Below are 25,636 nucleotides of genomic sequence, written 5' to 3' on the forward strand. Positions count from 1 at the left end.
GCACTTTTCGGCATCATGCTCTCAAGACCTGAGGAGGTCACCATGCCGCTTCTCACCCGTCGCCAGACGATCCTCGCCGCCATCGCGACAAGCCTCGCCGGCCGCACCGCCTTCGCCCAACCGGCGCCCGCAAAGGTTCGCATCGCGCTGGACTGGACGCCCAACACCAACCATATCGGCATCTATGTCGCCAAGGCGAAGGGCTTCTATGCGGCCGCCGGCCTCGATGTCGAAATTCTACCCTTTACCGACACCAGCGCCGGCACGCTGGTATCAAACGGGGTCGCCGATTTCGGCATCAGCAGCGAGATCGAGGCCCTCACGCAGCGGGCTGGCGGCGGTGACGTGAAGATGGTCTATGGCGTCGTCCAGACGGAAACCGCGCGCCTGATCTTCAAGGGCGGACGCGACGACATCAAGAGCCCTAGAGATCTCGACGGCAAGACCTATGGCGGCTTCGGCGGCACCTGGGAGAGCGCGCTGGTCTCGGCAATGATCCGCAATGACGGCGGCAAAGGCGACGTCAAGACCGTCACCCTCGGCACCTCCGCCTATGAGGCACTGGACAATGGCTCGATTGACTTCACGCTGGAGATCTACACCTGGGAGGGCATCGCCGCCGAGCTGGAGAATCGGAAGATCAGCCGCTTCCATTATTCCGATTACGGCATTCCCGACGAGCAGACGACGGTCATCGTTTCCAGCGACGCCTATCTCTCGGCCAGTCGAGAACACGCGCGCGCCTTCATCCAGGCCACACGTCAAGGCTATGTCTACTCCATCGACCATCCCGACGAAGCCTGCGACCTGCTGATATCAGGAAGTAACGGCGCGCTGATGAACGCGGAACTGGTAAAAGCATCTCAGAAAGCGTTGATCGAAGGCCATTTCCTGAGATCCGAGGCCGGCGTGATCGGCACGCTTGACCCGGCAAAGGCCGATGCCATCGGCGGCTTCCTGATCGAGAACGAGATCCTGGTGGATGCGAATGGCGTCGCGCTCAAAGAGAAGCCGGACTTTTCCACCTATTACACCAACGAGTTCCTCGGCTGATCCGGCCCGGGCCTTGCCGAAGCGGCTTTCCGCGGCAATGCTTTGAGCCTGGGGCGGTTTAAGCCGAATCGGGCAGGGCGGGGAACGACATGCGAGCACAGGACAGACTCGTCGGAGCAGACTTTCTGCGCGCGATGGCCTGCTTGTTGGTGCTCGCTCATCATCTCGCGCTCCGGCTGGATATGCGCAGAGTTCCGGATGAAATGGCGGCGACGGCAAACGTCCTCCGCTTCGGCAATTTCGGCGTCGCCATCTTTTTCGTGCTTAGCGGCTTTCTGCTTGCCCGCCCCTTCTGGCACGCTCTCGACGCCGGCGGCGCCATGCCGAACCTTGGGCACTACGCCATCCGCAGGTTGGCACGCATCGCTCCGGGCTTCTGGTTCGCCGCCAGCGTCAGCTTCGTCCTCAGCCTGACGCTGCTTGCCCTGCCGCCGACGCCGGAACTCGTCGTCCGCTACGTCTCGGGACTACTGTTCATGAGCCAGTGGCATTGGCGCACGTTTTTTCCCGTCGAAGCCGATGGGCCGCTCTGGTCCATTCCCTTCGAGGTGACCAGCTATGTGCTCCTGCCGGTCGGCTTTTTCCTGCTGTTTCGCTTGCCGCTGCTGCGGCGACGTCCGTTCTTCGCCCGCGCCGCATGGCTCGGCGTCGTTGCCGTCGTCCTTCTTGCCCATCTGGTGATCCTGAGGCTCTTTGCGCTCGACGATATCGGTCGTGGCTGGGCATATGGCCTGCAGGGCGGGGCGAAGGAATGGATGCCTAACTATAACCCGATCGGCTTCTTTGCCGTCTTCGCGCTCGGCGCGCTTGCCGCCGGCATCGAAGTGATGTTGCCCGCAAGACGCTCCCCCTGGTTCGATGCCGCGGCACTCCTGGCCCTTGCGATTGCCGGTTACCGCCTCCTCACATCCCCCGGTGGCTCGGCCGAAGGTTACGGCTGGCTTGACATCCCTTATGGATTTCCGGTCTTCCCACTGGCCGTCGCAACAGCGCTCATTTCACTCAGCCATTCGCAGGGTCTGGGCAGGCTGCTTGATAACGCTCCTATCCGCTACGTCGCCAAGATCTCCTTCGGCATTTACATCTGGCAGGAGATCATCCTGACATTGATCCAGAGACTCGCCCCCGGCTCGTTCGGGGCCGCCTCGGAGAATGTGGTCACCGGCTGGCTGCAATCCTGCACACTGACGGCGGCGCTGGTTTTTCTGGTGGCAAGCCTCAGTTATTATCTGTTGGAACGACCGGCAATCGACTTGGGTAGCCGCCTGACATCGCGCCGCCTGATCGGGCTACTCCTTTAAAAGTATAATTTCGAATACCACTCAACTAGAGGCATTAGGGTTAACGCGAAATACTCCCATTTTTGGCGTCTTTATGCTTACCGATTTCTTATTTATAACGATGACAAACCATACGTAAGCATGTATCTGTCTCCCCGCTGTTCAGTATCGCATCTAAACTTCTGGGCTTTGAGTAATGAATGCTTTTACTTCGAAGATAAGTTCACGCTTCGATTCGTCTCAGCGTCAGAACAAAATCCGGACCCTGGTTGTAGCGAACTCCAACATTCGCCAGCCGGACAGCTTTTCCGCTGTCGAAGGGAAGGCGGCTCTGCGATTGGCCGTAAAGCGGCTGATCGACATCGTCATCTCGGCCAGCGCTCTCCTCGTGCTGGCGCCGCTTTTCCTGGCAATCGCTCTTTTCATCAAACTCGACGATGGCGGCCCCGTATTCTTCCGTCAGATCCGTTGGGGCCTGAACGGCCGGAAGATCACCGTCTTCAAGTTCCGCTCGATGCACACCGACGCTTGCGATCCCAGCGGCATCCAGCAAACCGTCAAGGGCGACAGGCGGGTGACCGGCATCGGCGCTCTGCTCCGCAGGACCAACATTGATGAGCTGCCGCAGCTTCTAAACGTCCTCAGGGGTGACATGTCCCTGGTCGGTCCGCGCTGTCATGCCATCAACATGCGCGCGGCCGGCAGGCTCTACGAAGAATTGGTGCCGAACTACCACCATCGCCACATCATGCGCCCCGGCATCACCGGCCTCGCGCAGACACGCGGCTGGCGCGGACCGACGGCGCGCCCGTTGCAAGCCCGGGCCCGCATCGCCTGCGATATCTATTATGTCAGGAATTTCAGCCTGCGGCTCGACCTGAAAATACTGTTGAAGACGCTGGTCATCGAGCTGCGCGGCGGCACCGGCTTCTAGTGAGAGTCTACCGGTTCAAAGCATGGCGCGCAAAGATATGCGGCCACGAAAACGGTATGCGCAAAACAAAGCGCTAAAGCGCGAGAGGCGAATCTGAAAGACCGCGACGTGCTTCAGCACATCGACCCGAATCAGAAAACACTATGGGTCTATTAAGAGCCGCATGGCCTTTTTGCGCGCCTTGGGGGCGGACGGCGCTGCAAGTGTGGCCTCTCCGTTATAGGCCGGGCAAAAGCGGCTTTGAACGCCCACTCTTTCTTTCAAGCTCTTCGATGATGGCGCTTCGACCTTCGCTCGAAGACCGCAAAACAAAAAAGCGGCCTTCGAGGCCGCCTTTCATTGATGCTGTCGGTATGATCAATCCTGGACGATGCCGCGAAGATGCGTCAGTTCCATGATGAAGTGCTCGAGCCTCGACTTGTGCTCATGCAGCTCGGCATGTTCGAGCTCCTTGCGGGCAGCCTCGATGCGGCGGGTCAGTTCGTCCTTATGGAGTTCCTCGACCGGAACGGCGGATTCGGCCAGCAGCGTGCAGCCCGTCGGCAGAATATCGGCAAAACCGCCGAACACCACATAGTCCTGCTTCTTGCCGGAAGCCGAACGCACGCTCACCACGCCCGGCTTGATCGTCGTCATTGTCGGCGCGTGGTTCGCCATGACGGTCATCTCGCCCTCGGTCGCGGGAACGACCACCTCTGTCACCATCTCCGACAGCAGCAGACGCTCCGGCGAAACGAGCTCAAAGTTGAAATTGTCAGCCATCAGTGACTTACCTTCTCGGCTATGGCTTTTGCATCTTGCAATTTTGTCCCGCAGAACGGGCAGTGCAGTATCGCCTGGTCGAGATATCCGAGGCCCTCCTCGGTCTGAACCAGTCCGACAACCATCATCAGCACGCCGTTATCGGCACGATAGACAGTTGGCGCGGCCGGTTCCGGAAGTTCTGCCACGACCCCTTTGAGGGAGTCGCAGCAGAATATCTCGTCCTGAGCGTCGCTCATCAAGCGGCAGCGAGCTTCTTGGCCTTCTCGATAGCTTCGTCCATCGAACCGACCATATAGAACGCGGCTTCAGGCAGATTGTCGTATTCGCCGTTGACGAGACCCTTGAAGCCCTTGATCGTGTCTTCGAGGGCAACCAGCTTGCCCGGCGAACCGGTGAAGACTTCTGCGACGAAGAACGGCTGCGACAGGAAGCGCTCGATCTTGCGGGCGCGGGCGACGGCGAGCTTGTCTTCTTCCGACAGTTCGTCCATGCCGAGGATGGCGATGATGTCCTGCAGGGCCTTGTAGCGCTGCAGCGTCGACTGAACCTTACGGGCCACTTCGTAGTGCTCTTCGCCGACGACCATCGGGTCGAGCATGCGCGAGGTGGAGTCGAGCGGGTCGACGGCCGGATAGATGCCCTTTTCAGCGATCGAGCGCGACAGAACGGTCGTTGCGTCCAAGTGGGCGAACGAGGTTGCCGGCGCCGGGTCGGTCAAGTCGTCGGCCGGAACGTAAATGGCCTGGACCGAGGTGATCGAGCCGGTCGTCGTCGTGGTGATGCGCTCCTGCATCTGGCCCATGTCGGTTGCGAGCGTCGGCTGATAACCCACGGCCGAAGGAATACGGCCGAGCAGAGCCGATACTTCGGAACCAGCCTGCGTGAAGCGGAAGATGTTGTCGACGAAGAACAGAACGTCCTGGCCCTGGTCGCGGAAATGTTCTGCGACGGTCAGGCCGGTCAGAGCCACGCGAGCGCGGGCGCCTGGCGGTTCGTTCATCTGGCCGTAAACGAGCGCAGCCTTGGAGCCTTCGCCGCCGCCATGCTTGTTGACGCCCGATTCGATCATTTCGTGATAAAGGTCGTTGCCTTCGCGGGTACGTTCACCCACGCCTGCGAAAACCGAGTAGCCACCATGCGCCTTGGCGACGTTGTTGATCAGTTCCATGATGAGAACGGTCTTACCGACGCCGGCGCCGCCGAACAGGCCGATCTTGCCGCCCTTTGCATAAGGAGCGAGAAGGTCGACGACCTTGATGCCGGTGACGAGGATCTGCGCTTCCGTGGACTGCTCGACATAGGCAGGAGCGTCCTGGTGGATGGCGCGCTTGTGAGCGGTGTTCAGCGGGCCTGCTTCGTCGACCGGCTCGCCGATGACGTTCATGATACGGCCGAGCGTTTCATCGCCGACCGGAACCGAGATCGGAGCGCCGGTATCGATGACCTGCTGGCCGCGAACGAGACCTTCGCTCGAGTCCATCGCGATCGTGCGGACTTCGTTTTCGCCCAGATGCTGAGCGACTTCGAGAACCAGGCGATTGCCGTTGTTGTCGGTTTCAAGCGCGTTCAAGATCGCCGGCAGTTCGCCTTCGAAAGCAACGTCGACGACGGCGCCGATAACCTGGGTGACTTTGCCGACAGAGCGGGTAGCTGCCTCAGCCATTTTCTTACCCTCTTTCCTAACTCAGAGCGCTTCCGCGCCCGAAATGATTTCAATCAGTTCCTTGGTGATCTGAGCCTGACGCTGACGGTTGTAGCTCAGCGTCAGCTTGTTGATCATCTCACCGGCATTGCGCGTCGCATTGTCCATGGCGCTCATTTTGGCGCCCATCTCGCCTGCGACGTTCTCCAGGAGCGCGCGGAAGATTTGGACGGAGATGTTGCGCGGGATCAGATCGCCGAGGATCGACGCCGGATCCGGCTCGTATTCGTAGACGGCGCCGGCATGGGCGGCATCTTCGGCGACGGCTTCCGGAGCCTTGGCCGGGATCAGCTGCTGCGCGGTCGGAACCTGGCTGATCACCGACTTGAACTCGGAGTAGAACAGCGTGCAGACGTCGAACTCACCGGCGGCAAACATCTCGATGATGCGCTTGCCGATCTGGTCGGCGTTTTCGAAACCGATCTTCTTGACTTCGCGCAGTTCCTTGCGCTCGATGATCAGCGGCGCAAATTCGCGGCGAAGGATGTCGTAACCCTTCTTGCCGACGGTGAAGATCTTCACCGTCTTGCCCTCGGCCAGCAGCTTGCGGACATGGTCACGCGCAAAGCGGGCAATCTGCGAATTGAAGCCGCCGCAGAGACCGCGTTCGGCCGTGCAGACCACCAGAAGATGGACCTTGTCCTGGCCGCTGCCGGTCATCAGCGCCGGCGCGCCATCCGCATCGGTGACGGCCTTGGCGATGTTCGCCAGAACCGCACCCATGCGTTGCGAATAAGGCCGGGCGGCCTCGGCCGCCTCCTGCGCACGCCGAAGCTTCGCCGCGGCGACCATTTTCATCGCCTTGGTGATCTTCTGCGTCGCCTTGACGGAGGCGATCCGGTTTTTCAGATCCTTGAGTGAAGGCATCCGTGATCCGTCCTAACTTAGGGCCCGATTACTGGAAAGACTTGGCGAAGCTGTCGAGAGCAGCAACGAGCTTGCCCTTCGTGTCATCGCTGATAGCCTTTTCGGTGCGGATCGCATCGAGGATGGCGGAGCCTTCCGAACGCAGATAGGACAACAGGCCCTGTTCGAACTTGCCGACCTGAGCGACCGGCAGCTTGTCGAGGTAGCCGTTGACGCCGGCGAAGATCACGGCGACCTGCTCTTCCGTCTTCAGCGGCGAGAACTGCGGCTGCTTCAGGAGTTCGGTCAGGCGTGCGCCGCGGTTCAAGAGGCGCTGCGTTGCAGCGTCGAGGTCCGAACCGAACTGGGCGAAGGCGGCCATTTCACGATACTGGGCAAGCTCGCCCTTGATCGAGCCGGCGACCTGCTTCATCGCCTTGATCTGTGCCGACGAGCCGACGCGGGAAACCGAGAGACCGACGTTAACGGCCGGACGGATACCCTGATAGAACAGGTCGGTTTCGAGGAAGATCTGGCCGTCGGTGATCGAGATCACGTTGGTCGGAATGAAGGCCGACACGTCGTTGCCCTGCGTTTCGATGACCGGCAGGGCGGTCAGCGAACCGGCGCCCTTGTCGTCGTTCATCTTCGCAGCGCGCTCGAGCAGGCGCGAATGCAGGTAGAAAACGTCGCCCGGATAGGCTTCGCGGCCCGGCGGACGGCGCAGCAGCAGCGACATCTGGCGATAGGATACGGCCTGCTTCGACAGGTCGTCGTAACCGATCAGCGCATGCATGCCGTTGTCGCGGAAATATTCGCCCATGGCGCAGCCGGCAAATGGAGCGAGGAACTGCATCGGCGCCGGGTCGGATGCCGTCGCGGCAATGATGATGGAATACTTCAGTGCGCCGCGCTCTTCGAGAACCTTGACGAACTGGGCAACGGTGGAGCGCTTCTGGCCGACGGCGACGTAGACGCAGTAAAGCTTCTCGCCCTCCGGACCGTTGTCGTGAATGGCCTTCTGGTTGAGGAAGGCATCGAGAAGGATGGCGGTCTTGCCGGTCTGGCGGTCGCCGATGACAAGCTCGCGCTGGCCGCGGCCGACCGGGATGAGCGCGTCGATGGCCTTGAGGCCGGTCGACATCGGCTCATGAACCGACTTGCGCGGAATAATGCCGGGAGCCTTGACGTCGACGCGCGAACGGCGGGTCGCGTTGATCGGGCCCTTGCCGTCGATCGGGTTGCCGAGCGCGTCGACAACACGGCCGAGCAGTTCCGGACCAACCGGAACGTCGACGATGGCGCCGGTCCGCTTGACGGTGTCGCCTTCCTTGATGTCACGGTCGGAGCCGAAAATAACGACACCGACGTTGTCAGATTCAAGGTTCAGAGCCATGCCGCGGATGCCGCCCGGGAACTCGACCATTTCACCGGCCTGGACGTTGTCCAGACCGTAAACGCGAGCAATACCGTCACCGACGGAGAGAACCTGGCCGACTTCCGAGACTTCTGCCTCTTTGCCGAAATTTTTGATCTGGTCTTTGAGAATTGCGGAAATTTCCGCGGCGCGGATATCCATCAGCCGACCTCTTTCAATGCAAGCTTAAGGGTAGAGAGTTTGGTACGAAGAGACGTATCAATCTGACGGGACCCGACCTTGACGATCAGACCACCAAGAATTGACGGATCAACCGTGACGGCAATCGCCACGTCTTTGCCGGTGACGCCCTTCAGCGCCGCCTTCAATTCATTTTCCTGCTCTGCGGTCAGAGCATGGGCCGAGGTGACCTCGGCGGAGATTTCACCGCGGTGATTCGCAGCAATGACGCGGAAGGCCTTGATCATGCCCGGCAGGGCGAACAGGCGGCGGTTGCGCGCCACGACCTTCAGGAAATTGGCGAAGAAGCCGCTGATGCCGGCCCTCTCGCTGATGGCGACGATCGCCTTCAGCTGATCCTCGGCGGAGAAAACCGGGCTCGCGACGAAGCGCTTCAATTCGGCGCTTTCATCCAGCATCGCCTGGAAACGGTCGAGATCGGCGGTTACGCTGTCGACGGCGCCCTGTTCGCGCGCCAACTCGAAAAGCGACGAGGCATAGCGCTCGGCAACACCAGAAGTAAGCTGGGACGTGTCTGCCACTGGCACAAATTTCCCTGATTTCAATCCAAAATCCGGCTCTCGGCGGGCGCCGAACCTATGACCTTGAATTCGTTTTGATTTCCCCCAGAAATCACAAGAGAAGCCTCTTGCTTCTTCCGAAATTCGGGGTCCGTCTAACATAGGATGTTCGGACTCGCAACACGCGTAACGTCCGAATACGCCTTTCGCATGAATTTCTGTTCGCAAAATTGCGCAAAGGCTTGCGGACAGGCCGCAAAGGCGGCCCGCCGGCGGTGAAATTCACGTTTGAACGAAGCCGAAAACATAGAGCAGCGGCAGCGCAGCCAGCGCGACTTGCACAACCAGAAGTAAATAGTTGACCAGATTGCTCCCCTTATCGGACAGGATCGAGATGAGCCGCGCAAAGGCAGCCATCGCAAAGGAGGCGCCGAATGCCATGTAGATCGTTGTCTGGGCAAGCATGATCGCCGCGAGGCCGAAGCCGAGATAGAAACCGCCCATCGAGCGTCCCTCGCCATATCCTTCAGACCGCCCCTCCTGCGCCTGCAAGCCGAGAAGGCGGAAAGCATGGCCCGGCGCAAACATCATGATGAAGCCGGCCAGCGCCGCGAAAGCGGCAGAGCAGAAGGCGAGCTGCTCGCCGAGTTCGGTTGGAAAATAGAATTCCATGCATCAGCCTCAAATCACCCGGAAAGAATCGGTGTTTTATGGCATGAGCCGGAAAAGGAGGAAATGGCGCATTAGAGAAAACTCTGCGGATCGATGTCGAGCTGAACCTGTACTGATCCGCGCTCCTTCGGTGACTGCGACAGCATCGCCCGCAGAAACCCCTGCATGTCGGAGTTGCGCCGTCCGTGGACCAAGAGGCGGAAGCGGTGGCGGCCGCGCACCAGCGCAAGCGGCGCTTCCGCCGGGCCGAGCACTGAGATGCCGGAGACCTGGGGGGCTGCGTTGCGCATGCCGCGCGCATGGTTCTCCGCGTCATGGCGCGTTTCGGCCGAAACGATGATCGAGGCGAGCCGACCGAAGGGCGGCAATGCCGCGCGTTCGCGCTCGGTAATTTCGCGTTCATAAAAGGCATCCGAATCGCCGGAAACGATGGCCTGCATGACCGGATGCTGCGGCTGGTAGGTCTGCAGCAGCCCATGGCTCTTGAGGCCGGTGCGCCCGGCGCGCCCCGTCACCTGCGACAGAAGCTGAAAGGTGCGCTCGGCCGCACGCGGATCGCCATTGGCAAGGCCGAGGTCGGCATCGACGATACCGACCAGCGTCATCAGCGGAAAATTATGCCCCTTGGCGACGAGCTGTGTGCCGATGACGATATCGGCCTCACCCTTGGCGATTGCATCAAGCTCCAGCCGCAGCCGCTTCACCCCGCCCATCATGTCCGAGGAGAGAACGATCGTCCGCGCCTCGGGGAAATGCCGCTCCACCTCTTCGGCGATGCGCTCGACGCCTGGCCCGCAGGCGACCAGATGGTCGAGCGTGCCGCACTCCGGGCATGCTTCCGGCGTGCGCTCGGCATGGCCGCATTGATGGCACTGCAGCTGCTTGCGGAAGCGATGCTCGACCAGCCAGCTGGAACATTGCGGGCATTGGAAGCGGTGACCGCAGACCCGGCAGAGCGTCAGCGGCGCATAACCGCGCCGATTGAGAAAGAGCAGCGCCTGCTGGCGCCTCTCCACGGTCTTGCCGATCGCCCGGATCAGCACCGGCGACAGGAAGCCACCCCGCTCCGGCGCGTGCCTGCGCATATCGATGAGATGCAGGTCCGGCAGCGCCGCGTCGCCGAAACGCGTGGGCAGGTGAACGGTGCTGTAGCGGCCGCCCTGCCCGTTGACCTGGCTTTCGACCGACGGTGTCGCAGAGACCAGGATGACGGGAAAATCGCCGATGCGGCCGCGCACGACGGCCATGTCGCGAGCATTATAGAAGACGCGATCCTCCTGCTTGTAGGCCGGATCATGCTCCTCGTCGACGATAATGAGGCCGAGGTCCTCGAAAGGCAGGAAGAGCGCCGAGCGGGCGCCGGCGACGACCCGTACCTCGCCGGTCACCGCCTGGCGCCAGACCTTTTCACGCATGCGTGGGGCGAGATCGGAATGCCATTCGGCGGGCTTTGCCCCGAAGCGATCCTGAAAACGCTCGAGAAAACTGGCCGTCAGCGCGATCTCCGGCAGCAGAATCAGCACCTGCTTGCCACGTTTCAGCGTCTCGGCGATCGCCTCGAAATAGACCTCCGTTTTGCCGGAGCCGGTCACCCCGTCGATCAGCGACACTGAAAATTCGCCCCTGCGGACGTCGGAGACGATCTCCGCGGCCGCCTCTTTCTGCGGCCCTTCCAGGCGCGCGGCGGCAAAATCGGGATCCGGCATCGCCACAACAGGCGGCGGCGGCAGGAACACCGTTTCGAAAATGCCGAGCGTGATCAGCCCATCGACGACGCTCGTCGAAACGCCGGCCGCGTGCGCCAGACCGCTGCGCGTCCAGGAGAGGCCGTCGGAAGCGGCCGCGAGCACGCGCGCACGTGCCGGTGTCATCCGCTCGGGTTCGCCGCCGACGAATTTCAGCCCCTCCACCATCGGCTCCGGCTCGAAGGCGTTCGGCGCCCTGAGCGCCATGCGCGCGACGAGGCCGGGCGGGGAGAGCGTGTAGCTCGCCACCCAATCGATGAAATCCCGCATCTCCTTGGAAAGCGGCGGGGAATCGAAGACATGGCTGATCGGCCGAAGCTTCTTCGGATCGACGCCATCTTCGCCGCCGTCCCAGACGACACCGATCACCTGCCGCGGCCCGAGCGGCACCTGCACGACAGAGCCGGGCTCGACCGCCATGCCCTCCGGCACCGAGTAGGAATAGGGTTTCGGCGCCGGCATCGGCACCAGCACCGGAACCGTTCGGTTCGCGGGCGGTGCTTCGAAAATCGCGCCAAAGAGATCGGACGAATCTATGCTCATCGCGCGAGACCATGCCCGCAAATCGATGGAATTGGAACCGCAAAGACGCGATGGTTCGTCGGGCGACAACGTTGATAACGAAGACTCGCCAAGATGGACCGCGCCTTGAGAAAAAGTTGCGGAGCAGACAATTGGCCGCCTAGATGCCAGAAGATTTGTTCGATAGCTGAATCGGAGAGCATGAATGGCCAGACTGACCGAGAATGCCAAAGGCGTCTACGTTATCGCCGTAACTCCCTTTGCCGATGACGGCGCTCTCGATCTCGAAAGCATCGACAGCATGGTCGATTTCTATGAAGGCGCCGGCGTCACCGGCCTGACGGTGCTCGGCCAGCTCGGCGAGGCCCCGAAGCTGACCGCCGAGGAATCGCGGATCGTGGTCGAGCGTGTGCTGAAGCGCCTCGACGGGCGCCTTCCGGTGGTCGTCGGCGTGTCGGCGCCCGGACTTGCCCCGATGAGCGAGCTCGCCGAGGCCGTCATGGGCGAAGGTGCCGCCGGCGTCATGGTTGCGCCGCCCTGGACCATCAGGACCGACGATCAGGTCTTCGCCTTCTACCAGTCGGCTGGTGAGGCCCTGGGTGATACGCCTTTCGTGCTGCAGGACTATCCGCTTACCACCAACGTGACGATCGCACCCGCGGTCATTGAGCGCATTGTCAGAGAAGTTCCCAATTGCGTCATGCTCAAACACGAGGATTGGCCGGGCCTGTCGAAAATTACCGCGCTTCGCGCAGCCGGCGACAAGGGCGGCATGCGGCGCATCTCCATCCTCTGCGGCAATGGCGGGCTTTTCCTGCCGGAGGAGATGGGTCGCGGCGCCGATGGCGCCATGACCGGCTTCTGTTATCCCGAGATGATGATCGGCGTGGTCGAAGCCTATAGCGCCGGCAATCCCGAGCGCGCCCACGAAATCTTCGATGCCTATCTGCCGCTCGCCCGCTATGAACAGCAGCAGGGCATCGGTCTTGCCTGCCGCAAATACGTGCTTGCCAAGCGCGGCGTCATCAAGTCCGCCACCCTGCGCAAGCCGGGCGCCAGGCTGTCGGCGCTCGACATTGCCGATGTCGAGCGGCTTTTAGCCCGCCAGGCGGTCCGCCTCAAGGAGATCGGCGCATGATGGTGCGCGATCTCGCCTCAACCGCGCAGATCGAGAACATGGGTATAGGCATCCTGGTCACGGGGACGAAATTCAAGCGACTCCCAAAATTTCGCCGCACCGTCGTTTCCCGCATGTACGGTGACACAACGGCAGAAGCGCCGCGCGCGATCCAGAAGGGTGAGCGCAAGCAACCGCCCGACGCCGCGACTGCGCATCGCGGGGCGAACGTAGAAACGCCGCATCCGCAGCGTTTCCGGCAGGGCGGGTTCGATGGTCATGCCACCGACACCAACGAGTGCTTCGTCCGCAAAGGCGCCGAGCAGCCTTTCGCCGTCACGCGCGAAGCGGATGTCGCCAGCTGCCCACTCATCGATAAGCCGGCCGATATGGAGATGGCCCTCCTGTCGGGCTTCGTGCGCAAGTCCCGCCATCGCCTCCGGCAACCCATCATGGAAGATGCGAATATCGATCGTCACGGCTCTAAACGGCCAGAACCGACATCTCGCGCGGCATCGCCGCAGCCGGCCCGCCGACCGGCACGAATGTCGCGTCCCCATCGCGGGCCATGTCGTGGACCGTATGTTTCTCCAGCGCCTTCGTCACCTCGTTGACATCGCCATCGAGATGTTCGGCTGGAATGAGATTGCCGATCACGAAATCGAAGCGGTCGCCGCGCTTGTTCAAGAGTTCGTGGAAAACCGTCATGTCGCGAAGCTCCGTCGACCACTTCGCCAGCCAATAAAAAAGACCGGAATTGCGCGCCGTCATGTGGACGGGGAGGATCGGCAGATTGTATTTGCGCGCCAGCCCGACCGCCGACGTTTTCCATGGGCGTTCGTTGAGCCGGCCATTGGCCCAATAGGCGATGCGGCCCGATGGAAAGAGCACCGTCGCCTTGCCTTCCCGCACAGCGTGGTTCGTCAATTGCAGCGTCTCGCGCGCCTTGAGCTTGCTCTTGTGCTCCTCGCGCCATTCGACGGGGATGACCATCTCGGCAAAACGCGGATTGACGCGGATCGCATCGCGATTGGCAAAGAACATCATATCGGGCCGGCGCGTTTTCAGGAGGTCGAATACGGCGACGCCATCGGCAATGCCCGTGGGGTGATTGCTGACGAGGATGAAGCCGCCGCTATCAGGAATGCGTTCGCCGTTGGCGACGCCGATGTCGAGCTTCAGCACGTCGCTCAGATATTCGAAGGACTGGAACCCCGGCATCTTGGCAACCGCATTGGCGAATTCGATCGCCTTGTTGTAGCGCAGAAGCGTGTAGAGGAACGGTCGCATGACCGGCCAGAGCGGATGTTTCACGATCCTCTGGCCGCGTTCGGCAATCAGCGTGTCGACGATGTGACCGGGCTTTCCCTGTGAAACGAGAGCGATCGCTTCCGCGAGTTGTCCGAAAGCCGTCATGGAATCGCGCCGTGCCATGAAAGATCCTGTCTATGGGCTGTAAGCTATCGCAGTACAATATGATCGAAGGATGACAAAGGCTTGGCCGGCATTAGCAATTCCATAACCGTTCCTGCTTCAAATTGGCGGACTTGAAGGCAAATTCAAGGCCAGCAATGTGAATGAACTGCTTGTAATCGCCGACCCGCACCTGATGGCGGAACGCGCTGCGTGGCTCGAAAACCTCGCTCGTGAACGCCGTCTTTCCGAGCATACGCTCGATGCTTATGAGCGCGACACCCGCCAGTTTCTGACCTTCCTGACAGGTCATCTCGCCGGCCCGGCAACGCTCGGCGATATCAGGGAATTGCGCCCCGCCGATTTCCGCGCCTTCCTGGCTGCTCGGCGCAGGCAAGGCTCCGGCGCCCGTTCGCTCGGCCGCAATCTCGCCGGCCTTCGTTCGCTGTTGCGTCACCTGGAAAAGAAGGGCCTGGTCAATGCCGCCGGCGCCGGTGCGATCCGTTCGCCGAAACAGCCGAAGTCGCTGCCAAAACCGCTGTCGGACACGCAGGCGATCACCATCGTCAGCGATGGAGCCCAGCTGCATGATGAACCCTGGATCGCCGCGCGCGATGCGGCTGTTATGACCCTGCTCTACGGCTGTGGCCTGCGCATTTCCGAAGCGCTGGGTCTCGTTCCCGCCGACCTGCCGAAGGGCGCGACGACGCTGCGCATCACCGGCAAGGGCAACAAGACACGGCTGGTGCCGCTGCTGCCCGTAGTGTTCGACGCCGTCGAGAAATATCGCGCGCTCTGCCCATATGATCTCGAAAGCGGTGAGCCGCTGTTTCGCGGCGCCCGCGGCGGCAAGCTGCAGGCGGCGATCATCCAGCGGGCCATGCAGAAGCTGCGCGGCGCCTTCGGCCTGCCGGAGACGGCGACGCCGCATGCACTCCGCCACTCCTTCGCCACCCATCTGCTTGCCGGCGGTGGCGATCTGCGCACCATCCAGGAACTGCTCGGCCACGCCAGCCTTTCGACAACGCAGGTTTATACCGGCGTCGATGCATCGCGGCTGCTTGAGGTGTATGATCGAGCCCATCCGCGCGCTTGACGCATCTCGTCCAAAATGCGCAGCGCTTGTGACGACCGCATCTCCTATTGTCGACAAGCTCAGCGCCCATGAATCCGCCTGAAGCGATGCGCTAAGTTTTCGTTAACGCATTCTCTTAAAGGATTATGCGCAAGCCGAGCGTAGAGCAGAAGCGATAGGGCATGTGGGGAATACCAGGATGACGACTTCAATCAGCCGCCGGGCTTTTTTCCTCGCAGCACCCGGCAATCTGCTGCTCTGGCTGATTGCAGCCTTCCACATGCTGCTTGTTGCGGCTCTGTTTGTCGCCCTCCTCGCCGCAAGGCCGGCGGCGGCCGAAGACACAGCCTGCACCGGCCGCAATCTGATGGTCGACTTACAGCAGAGCGACCCCGCGCGATACGCCGAGGCGGTCAAGGAAGCCGAGGCAACGCCGAACGGCAAGGGCATCTTCTGGAAGATCGAGAAGCCTGGACTTGCCCCTTCATGGCTGCTCGGCAGCATGCACGTGACCGATCCCCGTGTGCTTGCCCTGCCGCCGCGCGCCCAGGCCGCCCACGACGCAGCCAATACGATCATCATCGAATCCGACGAGATCCTCGATGAGCGCAAGGCGACGGCCGCCCTGCTCGCACGGCCGGAACTGACAATGTTCACCGACGGCACGACGATCGATAAGCTGCTCTCTGTCGAGGACTACAAGCGCCTGGAAGCCGGCCTCAAGCAGCGCGGCATCCCGCTCAGCGCCGTCGCCCGCATGCGGCCATGGATGATCTCCAGCGCCGTCGCCCTTCCGGCCTGCGAACTCGCCCGCAAGGCCAGAGGCGTGCAGTTTCTCGACCAGAAAATCGCCACCGACGCCGTTGCTCAGGGCAAGCAGGTCAAGGGGCTGGAGACCCTTGCCGAACAGATCCAGGCCATGGCCGACCTGCCGGTGGAATTCCATATGAAGTCGCTGATCGAGACGCTGGAACTCGGCGACAAGATGAGCGACGTCGTCGAAACGATGACCGATCTCTACCTCTCCGGCGATATCGGCATGACCATGCCGATGCTGAAGACGGTGACGCCGACGAATGAAGACCAGGCCGGCGACTACGCCGCCTTCGAACAGCGCGTCATCCTCGATCGCAACAAGGTGATGGCCGAGCGCGCCGCTCCCATTCTCGACGGCGGCAATGTTTTCATGGCCGTCGGCGCCCTGCACCTGCCCGGCCAGGGCGGCGTCATCGAACTGCTGCGCAAGCAGGGTTTTACGGTGACGGCCGTAAACTGAAGCGTGCCCCCGGAATAATCAGCCGCAATGGCAGCTCCTCGAGACTGACAACCTCAGTTTTTATACGTCAGATGGCGCTCAGCCGAGCGTCATGCGGCGCAGCACATTGCTTTTCCAATAGAACTGATGGGCGAGCGCGCCCGCGACATGGGCCGCAATCAGCGCCCAGAGAATGATCTTCAGGATATCCGCGTGCAACGACCCCGCGGGATTGACGCCAAAATAATAGCCGGCGATGCCCGTAAGCGGCATGGCGAAGATCAGGATGTAGAGACCGGCATGCGCAAGCTTCGCCGCAAGACGGAAGATCGCCGGCTCCTCCGCCGCCTCGGCGGGCACCCCGTTGACGAAGCGCAGTCCGAGCCTGACGGCAGCGAGCAGCAGGATGCCGATGCCGACGTAGGCATGGATGTTGGCCGATGCAATCTGCTCCGGCGTTGGCATCTCCCCCCGGCGCATGAGCCGATGCCAGATGTTCATGCCGTCAGGAAACAGCAGATTGTAGAAGATCAAAAGCGCTACCGTCCAGTGAAGCAAGCGCTGGCTGAGGCTGTAACCCTTGGCGGACGGCTTTTGCATTTTCTAACCTTCGTCACATGCCGATGTCTGCGATGCGCCAAAATTAAAACAGCCGCCTGCCTCGCGGCAAGCGGCTGAACGCTTCATTACGAAGATGTAAGATTACATGTGGATCGGCTTGAAGAAGGTCGCGAGCGCAGCTTCCTTGACCGCTTCCGACATCGTCGGATGCGCGTGGCAGCTGCGGCCGAGATCTTCCGACGAACCGCCGAACTCCATCAGCACGGCAATCTCGTGGATCATCTCGCCGGCGCCGAAACCGACGATATGGCCGCCGAGCACGCGGTCAGTGTCCTTGTCGGCGAGGATCTTGACGAAGCCGTCGGTCGCCAGCATCGCGCGGGCGCGGCCGTTCGCCGTGAACGGGAACTTGCCGACCTTGTAGGCGATACCCGCCGCCTTCAGCTCTTCCTCGGTCTTGCCGACCGAGGCGATCTCGGGCTGCGTGTAAACGACACTCGGAATCACATCGTAATTCACATGGCCATGCTGTCCGGCGAGGATTTCGGCCAGCGCCACACCCTCGTCTTCCGCCTTGTGCGCCAGCATCGGGCCCTTGACCACATCGCCGATAGCATAGATGCCGGCGACATTGGTCTTGAAGTGACCGTCGATCTCGACACGGCCGCGATTGTCGAGCACAACACCGGCCTCTTCGAGGCCGAGACCTGCCGTATAAGGCTTGCGGCCGGTGGCGATCAGCACGACGTCGGCGTCGAGCGTCACGGCGTCGCCGCCCTTGACCGGCTCGAAGGTGACCTTGGCGCCCTTCTCACCCTTTTCGACGCCGGTGACCTTGGCGCCGAGATGGAAATCGATGCCCTGCTTGGCAAGCATGCGCTGGAACTGTTTGGAGACTTCGCCGTCCATGCCGCCGAGGATGGTGTCGAGATATTCCACAACGGTGACCTTGGCGCCGAGGCGCGACCAGACCGAACCGAGTTCGAGGCCGATGACGCCGCCGCCGACGACGATCAGCGTTTCCGGCACCTTGTCCAGCGCGATGCCGCCGGTGGACGAGATGATGGTCCTTTCATCGATCTCGACCTGCACGCCGGGAATGCCGGCGACATCCGAACCGGTGGCGATGACGATGTTCTTGCCTTCGATCTCCTGCACATGGCCGTCCTCGGTGGTGACGGCAACCTTGCCGGCCGAGACGATCTTGCCGGTGCCCTGGAAGGCATCGATCTTGTTCTTCTTGAAGAGGAAGGCGACGCCGTCGACATTCGCCTTCACCGTCGCATCCTTATGCGCCATCATATTGCCAAGGTTGAGCGTCGGCGCCGGGATGTCGATGCCGAGCGCGCTCATGCCGTTGCCGGCCTGATGGAACATTTCGGAGGCATGCAGCAGCGCCTTCGACGGGATGCAGCCGACGTTCAGGCAGGTGCCGCCATAGGTGGCGCGCTTTTCGACAACGGCGACCTTGAGGCCGAGTTGGGCTGCCTTGACGGCGCAGACATAGCCACCCGGGCCGGTTCCGATAATGATCACATCATAAGACATTGCTTCTTTCCCTTTGAATTTTCAATTAGTCGGCGGCGCGCGAGAGCGCGAGGCGGAAGCCGAAGGCGACGAGTGCCGCTCCGGTGATGCGGTTGAACCATTTGCCACTGGCAATGAAGCTGTCACGGATCGTCTTGACCGTGAAGAATTTGGAGACGTCGGCAAACCAGCCCATGCCGAGGCCGGTCATGATGGCGGTGAAATCGGCGCCCGACACGACGAGGAAGATCGAGAAGACGGTCATCAGGCCGAGGAATTCGAGAATATACTGCATGCTGCTTTTTGCCCCGTCCCTCTAGCGGCCGCCGCTCACATTGAGGATCGCGCCCGTGACATAGGAGGCGGAAGGAGAAAGAAGATAGAGGATAGCGTCCGCCACCTCCTCGGCGGTGCCCGCACGCTGCATCGGCACCGACGGCGCCAATTCGCGCGCCCGGTGCGGCAGTCCGCCGGAAGCATGCAGATCGGTTTCGATGATACCGGGTCTGACGGCATTCACACGAATACCCTCCGCCGCGACCTCACGCGCAAGCCCGATGGTGAAGGTATCGATCGCCGCCTTCGAGGCCGCATAATCGACATACTGTGTCGCCGAGCCGAGGATTGCCGCCATCGACGAAACGTTGACGATCGCGCCGCCCCGGCCGCTATGACGGCTCGACATCCGGCGAACGGCCTCTCCCGCGCACAGGATGGAGCCGGTCACATTGACGCGCAGCATCCTTTCGATCCGCTCCATCGACATTTCGTCGACCCGCTGCGGGTAGTCGACAATGCCGGCATTGTTGACCAGCCCATCGAGCCGGCCGAAATGGCGATCGACCGCGGCAAACATGGCTGCGATATCGGCAGCCGTGCCGACATCGCCCTGGATCGCCATGGCCTCGCCGCCGGCCTCAGTGATCGTCGCAACGACAGCTTCCGCCGCCTGTCGGCTGGAGGCATAATTCACGGCGACGCGCCAGCCCTGGCGCGCGGCGAGCCGGCAGACCGCGGCGCCAATGCCCCGGCTGCCGCCGGTCACGAGAACAACAGGTGCATCACTCATGTCGCACACTCCTTGAAAGTCATCACGTCCCAGGGCGCCACCGAAGCCTTGCCCTCGCCCCAGGCGCTCGATTCACGAATGGCGGGACCAAGGCCGGGAAGCACGAGCTTTTCGGCCGCCGCCGCACCCTCCGGCTGCAGATTGTCCATCTCGCCCTTGGCATTCATACCGTAGACGGCGCCCTGCCAGACGGTGCAGGCATCGAGGTCGGCGCCGGTTGCGTCCCCCTCCGGGCAATTGAACATCAGGACGCCGATCGCCCGCACCGGATCTTCCGACGGCATCACGTAGCCTTCCATGACGACGGATGTCTCGAGCGCATTGACCTTGAACTGGTTGCTGGCGGCAGCCGAGGGAGAATTCAGCGGTGTAAAACGCAGTTCATAGGCGCCGTCACGGTCGACGTAAACGGCGTGCTCTTGTTTGCAGTCGGCGGCGAACGCAACAACTGGGATAGCGAAAACCGCGGCAGCTGCAATCACAGTTGCACCTCTCCGCCCTGCCATGATCCCGATCGTCCCGCTCATTGCACCTTCGGCTCTCGCCGTCCGTCGGCCTTCTCGATCACACCAAAATCCGTCAACAGCACCAATGGACGGCCGTCCTTGTCGAGGCCCCAGAAGACAGGATAGACACCGTCGCCCCAGCCGCTCCAGAACACGGCGACATTGCCCTTCTTGCCGGCAATCGGCCGGTGCAGCGCATAGTGGTTCTTGTTGGCATCGAGCTCCGAAGCCAGCACGTCGTCGTAATAATTGATGTCGGCATCCGGCTTCTGCGCCTGGACCTGCGCTTGCCGCTCGTCGATCAGCGCCAGCGTATCGGCGTCCATGTAACAGCCAACGCCGGCATCGACAGGATAGCCGAAGATCTCGTCATCTTTCAGCGTCGCCGGGTCCTGCCCGGGAAGGACGGCTAACTCCCAATGATCGGGTTTGCCCTCGGCCAACCGCATGCTCGCCGCCGCGATGCGCCCGAAGGCCCGGTAGAGCGTCACCGGATAGTCGCCCGGCGCAACCGTTCTTGCCAGCGCCGGACGATCCGGCTGAGCAAGCGGATCGGCCGCGACGATGCGCCCCGACGTCAGCTCGACATCGCCCATATGGACCACGTCGATCGACCGGCTGGAGAGTTCGGCATCATCAAGCGCCACCAGTTCGAAATTGCTGCTGGCCTTGCCGACATCCCAGCCGGCAGCCGACGCGGAGACCGGGGCATGCGCGGCGGCAGCGCAAAGAAGAAGGCGCGCCGCTCGCATGATCCGGTTCCGCATCGAAATGCTCCCTTAGAGATCGAGAACCAGACGTTCCGGATCTTCGAGGCTTTCCTTGACGCGCACGAGGAAGGTGACTGCTTCCTTGCCGTCGACGATGCGGTGATCGTAGGACAGTGCCAGATACATCATCGGACGGATGACCACCTGGCCGCCGATCGCAACCGGCCGCTCCTGGATCTTGTGCATGCCGAGAATGCCGGACTGCGGCGCGTTGAGGATCGGCGAAGACATCAGCGAACCGTAGACACCGCCGTTGGTAATGGTGAAGGTGCCGCCCTGCATGTCGGCCATAGCAAGCGAGCCGTCACGCGCCGCCTTGGCAAGACGACCGAGTTCCTTCTCGATTTCGGCGATCGACATCTGGTCGGCGTCGCGGATAACAGGAACGACAAGACCCTTGTCGGTGCCGACGGCCATGCCGACATGGCAGTAGTTCTTGTAGATGACGTCGGCGCCGTCGATCTCGGCATTGACCGCCGGCAGCTCCTTCAGCGCATGCGTCACAGCCTTGGTGAAGAAGCCCATGAAGCCGAGCTTGACGCCGTGCTTCTTCTCGAAAATGTCCTTGTACTTGTTGCGCAGGTCCATGACCGCCTTCATGTCCACCTCGTTATAGGTGGTGAGCATGGCGGCGGTGTTCTGCGCGTCCTTGAGGCGCTTGGCGATCGTCTGGCGCAGGCGCGTCATCTTCACGCGCTCTTCGCGCGAGGCATCCTCGACCGTCGACGGGCCGCGCGCTGCAACCGGCGCCGCTGCGGGTACGGCCGCCGGAGCGGAAATGCCCTTGGCGACGGCGGCAATGACATCGCCCTTCAGCACCTGGCCACGTTTGCCGCTGCCGTCGATCTGATCGGCGGAAAGATTGCTTTCAGCCAGCATCTTCGCAGCCGCCGGTGCCGGCGGCATGGTGGAGACGGAAGCGCTCGACGAGGATGCAGCGGCAGCAGCAGCCGGCTGGGCCGCGGCAGCCGGGGCCGGCTGGGCGGGAACGGCAGCCGGTGCGGCAGCAGCCGACGCGGCAGCACCGGCACCTTCGGCGATCTGGCCGAGCAGTGCACCGAGACCGACGGTCTCGCCGGCGGCGGCGACGATTTCCGACAGCGTGCCGGAGACAGGCGCGGGAACTTCGATGGTCACCTTGTCGGTTTCAAGCTCCAGAATCGGCTCGTCGGCCTTGATGGCGTCGCCGACCTTCTTGAACCAGGTGCCGACGGTTGCCTCGCTGACGGATTCACCGAGAGTTGGAACGCGGATTTCTGTGGCCATTGTTCAAATCCTGATTTCGTGTGTTTTCGTTTATGCGTTTCAGACGGCGGGCGGCCGCAAAATGATCGAGGGCATCGGCAAAATATCGAAACGGAACCCGAGACCGGAAGCGATGATCGGATCGCCGTCGGCAAGAGCTTGCGCCGCCGGCTGATCCTCCACTTCGACGACTGCCATGCCGAAGGCGCCTGCACCCTCGAACACGGGACCGACGACAATTGCCGATCCCGCAAGGGCCTGCCGATGCCAATATTCGACATGGCGTTTCATCGCCGCCATTTCCTTCCCGGTCCCGTCATGCGGGAAAGTGGGGCGCGGCGGCAGCAGTCTTAAAAAGAAATAAGCCATTGCGCCCCCCTTTGATTAGCCGCCCAATGCATCCTCGAGGAATGCGGCGAGCTGCGACAGATGCTTCGACATCAGGCCCGTCGCCGGCGAGGCGGCGGCCGGGCGGCCGGTATAGCGGACGCGCTGGTACTTCGCATCGATGTGGGCAAGCACCCATTCGAGGAAGGGGTCGATAAACGACCATGCGCCCATGTTCTTAGGCTCTTCCTGGCACCAGACCATTTCGGCGTTGCGGAAGCGCGAAAGCTCGTTGATGAGGGCCTTAGCCGGGAAAGGATAAAGCTGTTCGACGCGCAGCAGATAGATGTCGTCGATACCGCGCTTTTCACGCTCTTCCAGAAGATCGTAATAGACCTTGCCGGAGCACATGACGACACGGCGGATCTTATTGTCCTTCTGCAGCTTGATCGGGCCGTCCTTGATCACTTCGGCATCGTCCCAGAGCAGGCGATGGAAAGCCGATTCGCCGGCGAGTTCCGCAAGCGTCGAGACTGCCCGCTTGTGGCGAAGCAGCGATTTCGGAGTCATCAGGATCAGCGGCTTGCGGAAGTCGCGCTTCAGCTGCCGGCGCAGGATGTGGAAGTAGTTCGCCGGCGTCGTGACGTTGGCGACCTGCATGTTGTCTTCCGCGCAGAGCTGCAGGAAGCGTTCCAGACGAGCTGAGGAGTGCTCCGGGCCCTGGCCTTCATAGCCGTGCGGCAGCAGGCAGACGAGGCCGGACATGCGCAGCCACTTGCGTTCGCCCGACGAGATGAACTGGTCGAAGACCACCTGCGCGCCGTTGGCGAAATCGCCGAACTGCGCTTCCCAGAGCGTCAGCGCATTCGGGCGGGCGAGCGAGTAGCCGTATTCGAAGCCGAGCACGGCCTCTTCCGAAAGCATCGAGTTGATGACTTCGTAGCGGGCCTGCGTCGGCGAAAGATTGGCGAGCGGAATGTAGCGTTCCTCGGTTTCCTGATCATAGAGAACCGAATGACGTTGCGAGAAGGTGCCGCGTTCGCAATCCTGACCAGACAGGCGGATCTTGTGGCCTTCGAGGCAAAGCGCGCCGAAAGCGAGCGCTTCGGCCATCGCCCAGTCGAGGCCCTCGCCGGTGGCGATCATGTTGGCCCGGTTTTCCATGAAACGCTGGATCGTGCGGTGCGCATTGAAGCCCGCCGGAATTTCCGAGAGCTTGCGGCCGATCTCCTTCAGCGTCTTCATCGGCACCGCGGTCTTGCCGCGGCGCTGCTCGTCGGCATTGTCGGCGGTGCGCAGGCCCGACCACTCGCCATCCAGCCAATCGGCCTTGTTCGGCTTATAGCTCTGGCCGGCGTCGAACTCCTGCTCGAGATGCGCGCGCCAGTCGGCCTTCATCTTCTCGACTTCGCCTTCGGTGAGCAGTCCCTCGGCGACGAGGCGCGCCGCATAGAGCTGCAGCACGGTCTTGTGGCCGCGAATGACCTTGTACATCTTCGGCTGCGTGAAGGACGGCTCATCGCCTTCATTGTGGCCGTAGCGGCGATAGCAGAACATGTCGAGCACCACAGGCTTGTGGAACTTCATGCGGAATTCGGTCGCGATCTTGGCTGCGTAGACGACCGCTTCCGGATCGTCACCGTTGACGTGCAGGATCGGCGCTTCGATCATCTTGGCGACATCGGACGGATAGGGCGACGAGCGCGAAAAGGCCGGGTTCGTCGTGAAACCGATCTGATTGTTGATGATAACGTGCATGGTGCCGGCAACACGGTGGCCGCGCAGACCGGAAAGACCGAGGATTTCGGCAATGACGCCCTGACCGGCGAAAGCCGCATCGCCGTGGATCAGCAGCGGCAGAACCTTGGAGCGTTCGGAAAGCGGAATGATGTCGCCTTCCCACACCGTAGCGCTCATGTCCTGCTTGGCGCGCGCCTTGCCCATGACGACGGGATCGACGATTTCGAGATGCGACGGGTTTGCCGTCAGCGACACGTGTACCTTGTTGCCGTCGAATTCGCGGTCGGAGGATGCACCGAGGTGATACTTGACGTCACCGGAGCCTTCGACTTCATCGGGTGCGTAGGAACCGCCCTTGAATTCGTGGAAGATGGCGCGGTGCGGCTTGCCCATGACCTGCGAGAGCACGTTGAGGCGGCCGCGATGGGCCATGCCGAACACGGCTTCCTTCAGGCCGAGATGACCGCCGCGCTTCAGGATCTGCTCCAGAGCCGGGATCAGCGATTCGCCGCCGTCGAGGCCGAAGCGCTTGGTGCCCTTGAACTTGACGTCGAGGAACTGTTCGTAGCCTTCGGCTTCGACGAGCTTGGCAAGGATCGCCTTCTTGCCTTCAGCGGTGAAGGCCACGCCCTTGTCGGGGCCTTCGATGCGCTCCTGGATCCAGGCTTTCTCTTCCGGGTTGGAAATATGCATGAATTCGACGCCGAGTGTCGAGCAATAGGTGCGCTCGAGGATCTCGATCATCTCGGGGATGGTCGCATATTCCAGGCCGAGCACGTTGTCGATGAAGATCTTGCGGTCGTAATCGGCTGATGTGAAGCCGTAATTCTCAGGCGACAGCTCGCGATAATCGTCGACGGCGGCGGCGATTCCGAGCGGATCGAGCTTGGCATGCAGGTGGCCGCGCATGCGGTAGGCGCGGATCATCATGATTGCGCGGACGGAATCGCGCGTCGCCTGCAGCACGTCGGTGCTGTCGGCAGGCTTGCCCTCGGCTTCGGCCTTGGCCTTCACCTTCGTCTCGATCGCCTTTTCGACGATGCCCCAGTCGCCGTCGAGCGCCGACACCAGATCGCCGCGAGGTGCCAGCGGCCAGTTCTTCCTGCGCCAGGATGCTCCCTTGGCCGCCTTCTTCACATCGGCAGGATCGTCTTCCAGCGCCTTGAAGAAGGTGCGCCATTGATCGTCGACCGACGCCGGATCCTCTTCGTAGCGCGCATAGAGCTGCTCGATATAGGCCGCGTTGGCGCCATCCAGAAACGAGGTGATCTGAAACTGCTCGTTGGCTTCTTGCCGTGCCATGGTGATATGCGGACGCTTCGGCCCGCCTCCTGACTTGATGATTTTGCCGGCTCATCGCCGGCTGCCGCATTCGATCGCCGCCTGTCCGCGGC

23 protein-coding genes and 2 pseudogenes are annotated in these 25,636 nt (G+C 61.8%); 6 read left to right on the forward strand and 19 right to left on the reverse strand.

Features of this window, described 5'->3' with window-relative positions:
* The first annotated feature begins 42 nt into the window (after positions 1-42).
* From AMK00_RS19865 to AMK00_RS19875, 3 genes and pseudogenes are all read left to right on the forward strand, one after another.
* Positions 43-1,053, forward strand: a complete 1,011-nt coding sequence (locus AMK00_RS19865) for an ABC transporter substrate-binding protein (RefSeq protein WP_064811487.1) — start codon at positions 43-45, stop codon at positions 1,051-1,053.
* Positions 1,054-1,142: 89 nt separating this feature from the next.
* Positions 1,143-2,362: pseudogene (locus AMK00_RS19870) on the forward strand (acyltransferase family protein).
* A 167-nt stretch (positions 2,363-2,529) separates the two neighbouring features.
* Positions 2,530-3,267 carry a sugar transferase gene (locus AMK00_RS19875; protein ID WP_064811489.1) on the forward strand — a complete coding sequence of 246 codons (738 nt, stop codon included), beginning with the start codon at positions 2,530-2,532 and terminating at the stop codon, positions 3,265-3,267.
* A 357-nt stretch (positions 3,268-3,624) separates the two neighbouring features.
* On the opposite strand, the gene AMK00_RS19880 is transcribed toward AMK00_RS19875, so the two are convergent.
* From AMK00_RS19880 to AMK00_RS19915, 8 genes are all read right to left on the reverse strand, one after another.
* The gene (locus tag AMK00_RS19880) at positions 3,625-4,029 is read right to left on the reverse strand and encodes a F0F1 ATP synthase subunit epsilon (protein ID WP_064805390.1); all 405 of its coding nucleotides are present in this window, start codon (positions 4,027-4,029) and stop codon (positions 3,625-3,627) included.
* Entirely contained in the window at positions 4,029-4,268 is a 240-nt protein-coding gene (locus tag AMK00_RS19885; RefSeq protein ID WP_064696517.1) for a hypothetical protein, read from the reverse strand. The genes AMK00_RS19880 and AMK00_RS19885 overlap by 1 nt, the downstream gene beginning before the upstream one ends.
* A complete protein-coding gene (gene atpD, locus AMK00_RS19890; RefSeq protein WP_011427065.1) occupies positions 4,268-5,695 on the reverse strand; it encodes a F0F1 ATP synthase subunit beta in 1,428 nt (475 codons plus the stop codon). Before atpD ends, AMK00_RS19885 begins: the two co-directional genes overlap by 1 nt.
* Positions 5,696-5,716: 21 nt before the next feature.
* Positions 5,717-6,601 (reverse strand): F0F1 ATP synthase subunit gamma, encoded by an 885-nt coding sequence (locus AMK00_RS19895; protein ID WP_064805394.1) that lies wholly within the window; start codon positions 6,599-6,601, stop codon positions 5,717-5,719.
* 28 nt (positions 6,602-6,629) lie between these two features.
* A complete protein-coding gene (gene atpA, locus AMK00_RS19900) occupies positions 6,630-8,159 on the reverse strand; it encodes a F0F1 ATP synthase subunit alpha (RefSeq protein WP_064805395.1) in 1,530 nt (509 codons plus the stop codon).
* A complete protein-coding gene (locus AMK00_RS19905; RefSeq protein WP_082240336.1) occupies positions 8,159-8,725 on the reverse strand; it encodes a F0F1 ATP synthase subunit delta in 567 nt (188 codons plus the stop codon). Before AMK00_RS19905 ends, atpA begins: the two co-directional genes overlap by 1 nt.
* A gap of 255 nt (positions 8,726-8,980) precedes the next feature.
* Positions 8,981-9,370 (reverse strand): AGROH133_08824 family phage infection protein, encoded by a 390-nt coding sequence (locus AMK00_RS19910; RefSeq protein WP_064811491.1) that lies wholly within the window; start codon positions 9,368-9,370, stop codon positions 8,981-8,983.
* 71 nt (positions 9,371-9,441) lie between these two features.
* On the reverse strand, positions 9,442-11,658 hold the full coding sequence (locus AMK00_RS19915) for a primosomal protein N' (protein ID WP_064811492.1): 2,217 nt from the start codon (positions 11,656-11,658) through the stop codon (positions 9,442-9,444).
* Positions 11,659-11,842: 184 nt separating this feature from the next.
* Between AMK00_RS19915 and AMK00_RS19920 the strand changes: the two genes are divergently transcribed.
* Positions 11,843-12,775, forward strand: coding sequence for a dihydrodipicolinate synthase family protein (locus AMK00_RS19920; RefSeq protein WP_064811493.1), 933 nt, complete (start codon positions 11,843-11,845; stop codon positions 12,773-12,775).
* A gap of 17 nt (positions 12,776-12,792) precedes the next feature.
* On the opposite strand, the gene AMK00_RS19925 is transcribed toward AMK00_RS19920, so the two are convergent.
* Positions 12,793-13,233: a GNAT family N-acetyltransferase gene (locus tag AMK00_RS19925; protein WP_064811494.1), complete on the reverse strand. Its 441-nt coding sequence runs from the start codon at positions 13,231-13,233 to the stop codon at positions 12,793-12,795.
* Between the two features lie 4 nt (positions 13,234-13,237).
* Entirely contained in the window at positions 13,238-14,188 is a 951-nt protein-coding gene (locus AMK00_RS19930) for a GNAT family N-acetyltransferase (RefSeq protein WP_064805407.1), read from the reverse strand.
* Positions 14,189-14,327: 139 nt separating this feature from the next.
* On the opposite strand from AMK00_RS19930, the gene AMK00_RS19935 reads away from it, so the two are divergent.
* A complete protein-coding gene (locus tag AMK00_RS19935; RefSeq protein WP_064811495.1) occupies positions 14,328-15,263 on the forward strand; it encodes a tyrosine recombinase XerC in 936 nt (311 codons plus the stop codon).
* A gap of 178 nt (positions 15,264-15,441) precedes the next feature.
* Positions 15,442-16,518: a TraB/GumN family protein gene (locus AMK00_RS19940; protein ID WP_064811496.1), complete on the forward strand. Its 1,077-nt coding sequence runs from the start codon at positions 15,442-15,444 to the stop codon at positions 16,516-16,518.
* 78 nt (positions 16,519-16,596) lie between these two features.
* Here AMK00_RS19940 and AMK00_RS19945 read toward each other — a convergent pair whose 3' ends face one another.
* The 9 genes and pseudogenes from AMK00_RS19945 to AMK00_RS19985 all read right to left on the reverse strand — a co-directional run bounded on the left by AMK00_RS19945 (position 16,597) and on the right by AMK00_RS19985 (position 25,544).
* On the reverse strand, positions 16,597-17,097 hold the full coding sequence (locus tag AMK00_RS19945; RefSeq protein WP_064811497.1) for a cytochrome b: 501 nt from the start codon (positions 17,095-17,097) through the stop codon (positions 16,597-16,599).
* A gap of 102 nt (positions 17,098-17,199) precedes the next feature.
* Positions 17,200-18,606: a dihydrolipoyl dehydrogenase gene (lpdA, locus tag AMK00_RS19950; RefSeq protein ID WP_064811498.1), complete on the reverse strand. Its 1,407-nt coding sequence runs from the start codon at positions 18,604-18,606 to the stop codon at positions 17,200-17,202.
* A 25-nt stretch (positions 18,607-18,631) separates the two neighbouring features.
* Positions 18,632-18,778, reverse strand: a pseudogene (locus tag AMK00_RS33715) (LysE family translocator); the annotation flags it as partial.
* 123 nt (positions 18,779-18,901) lie between these two features.
* Positions 18,902-19,654, reverse strand: a complete 753-nt coding sequence (locus AMK00_RS19960; RefSeq protein WP_064811500.1) for an SDR family oxidoreductase — start codon at positions 19,652-19,654, stop codon at positions 18,902-18,904.
* The gene (locus tag AMK00_RS19965; protein WP_064811501.1) at positions 19,651-20,181 is read right to left on the reverse strand and encodes a hypothetical protein; all 531 of its coding nucleotides are present in this window, start codon (positions 20,179-20,181) and stop codon (positions 19,651-19,653) included. The genes AMK00_RS19960 and AMK00_RS19965 overlap by 4 nt, the downstream gene beginning before the upstream one ends.
* Entirely contained in the window at positions 20,178-20,927 is a 750-nt protein-coding gene (locus AMK00_RS19970; RefSeq protein ID WP_064811502.1) for a DUF4241 domain-containing protein, read from the reverse strand. Before AMK00_RS19970 ends, AMK00_RS19965 begins: the two co-directional genes overlap by 4 nt.
* 12 nt (positions 20,928-20,939) lie before the next feature.
* Positions 20,940-22,196: a 2-oxoglutarate dehydrogenase complex dihydrolipoyllysine-residue succinyltransferase gene (gene odhB / locus AMK00_RS19975; protein ID WP_064811503.1), complete on the reverse strand. Its 1,257-nt coding sequence runs from the start codon at positions 22,194-22,196 to the stop codon at positions 20,940-20,942.
* A gap of 39 nt (positions 22,197-22,235) precedes the next feature.
* Entirely contained in the window at positions 22,236-22,544 is a 309-nt protein-coding gene (locus AMK00_RS19980; RefSeq protein WP_064811504.1) for a YciI family protein, read from the reverse strand.
* Positions 22,545-22,559: 15 nt separating this feature from the next.
* Positions 22,560-25,544 carry a 2-oxoglutarate dehydrogenase E1 component gene (locus AMK00_RS19985; RefSeq protein WP_064805427.1) on the reverse strand — a complete coding sequence of 995 codons (2,985 nt, stop codon included), beginning with the start codon at positions 25,542-25,544 and terminating at the stop codon, positions 22,560-22,562.
* Positions 25,545-25,636: the final 92 nt, after the last annotated feature.

This window comes from Rhizobium sp. N621 (assembly GCF_001664325.1).
GTDB classification, from domain to species: domain Bacteria; phylum Pseudomonadota; class Alphaproteobacteria; order Rhizobiales; family Rhizobiaceae; genus Rhizobium; species Rhizobium esperanzae.

Excerpts from the sequence above, each read along its gene's own strand:
- AMK00_RS19865 (WP_064811487.1), top strand. The coding sequence starts at position 43 with ATGCCGCTTCTCACCCGTCGCCAGACGATCCTCGCCGCCATCGCGACA.
- AMK00_RS19875 (WP_064811489.1), top strand. The coding sequence starts at position 2,530 with ATGAATGCTTTTACTTCGAAGATAAGTTCACGCTTCGATTCGTCTCAG.
- AMK00_RS19880 (WP_064805390.1), bottom strand. The coding sequence starts at position 4,029 with ATGGCTGACAATTTCAACTTTGAGCTCGTTTCGCCGGAGCGTCTGCTG.
- AMK00_RS19885 (WP_064696517.1), bottom strand. The coding sequence starts at position 4,268 with ATGAGCGACGCTCAGGACGAGATATTCTGCTGCGACTCCCTCAAAGGG.
- atpD (WP_011427065.1), bottom strand. The coding sequence starts at position 5,695 with ATGGCTGAGGCAGCTACCCGCTCTGTCGGCAAAGTCACCCAGGTTATC.
- AMK00_RS19895 (WP_064805394.1), bottom strand. The coding sequence starts at position 6,601 with ATGCCTTCACTCAAGGATCTGAAAAACCGGATCGCCTCCGTCAAGGCG.
- atpA (WP_064805395.1), bottom strand. The coding sequence starts at position 8,159 with ATGGATATCCGCGCCGCGGAAATTTCCGCAATTCTCAAAGACCAGATC.
- AMK00_RS19910 (WP_064811491.1), bottom strand. The coding sequence starts at position 9,370 with ATGGAATTCTATTTTCCAACCGAACTCGGCGAGCAGCTCGCCTTCTGC.
- AMK00_RS19915 (WP_064811492.1), bottom strand. The coding sequence starts at position 11,658 with ATGAGCATAGATTCGTCCGATCTCTTTGGCGCGATTTTCGAAGCACCG.
- AMK00_RS19920 (WP_064811493.1), top strand. The coding sequence starts at position 11,843 with ATGGCCAGACTGACCGAGAATGCCAAAGGCGTCTACGTTATCGCCGTA.
- AMK00_RS19930 (WP_064805407.1), bottom strand. The coding sequence starts at position 14,188 with ATGGCACGGCGCGATTCCATGACGGCTTTCGGACAACTCGCGGAAGCG.
- AMK00_RS19940 (WP_064811496.1), top strand. The coding sequence starts at position 15,442 with ATGACGACTTCAATCAGCCGCCGGGCTTTTTTCCTCGCAGCACCCGGC.
- AMK00_RS19945 (WP_064811497.1), bottom strand. The coding sequence starts at position 17,097 with ATGCAAAAGCCGTCCGCCAAGGGTTACAGCCTCAGCCAGCGCTTGCTT.
- lpdA (WP_064811498.1), bottom strand. The coding sequence starts at position 18,606 with ATGTCTTATGATGTGATCATTATCGGAACCGGCCCGGGTGGCTATGTC.
- AMK00_RS19960 (WP_064811500.1), bottom strand. The coding sequence starts at position 19,654 with ATGAGTGATGCACCTGTTGTTCTCGTGACCGGCGGCAGCCGGGGCATT.
- AMK00_RS19965 (WP_064811501.1), bottom strand. The coding sequence starts at position 20,181 with ATGAGCGGGACGATCGGGATCATGGCAGGGCGGAGAGGTGCAACTGTG.
- AMK00_RS19970 (WP_064811502.1), bottom strand. The coding sequence starts at position 20,927 with ATGCGGAACCGGATCATGCGAGCGGCGCGCCTTCTTCTTTGCGCTGCC.
- odhB (WP_064811503.1), bottom strand. The coding sequence starts at position 22,196 with ATGGCCACAGAAATCCGCGTTCCAACTCTCGGTGAATCCGTCAGCGAG.
- AMK00_RS19980 (WP_064811504.1), bottom strand. The coding sequence starts at position 22,544 with ATGGCTTATTTCTTTTTAAGACTGCTGCCGCCGCGCCCCACTTTCCCG.
- AMK00_RS19985 (WP_064805427.1), bottom strand. The coding sequence starts at position 25,544 with ATGGCACGGCAAGAAGCCAACGAGCAGTTTCAGATCACCTCGTTTCTG.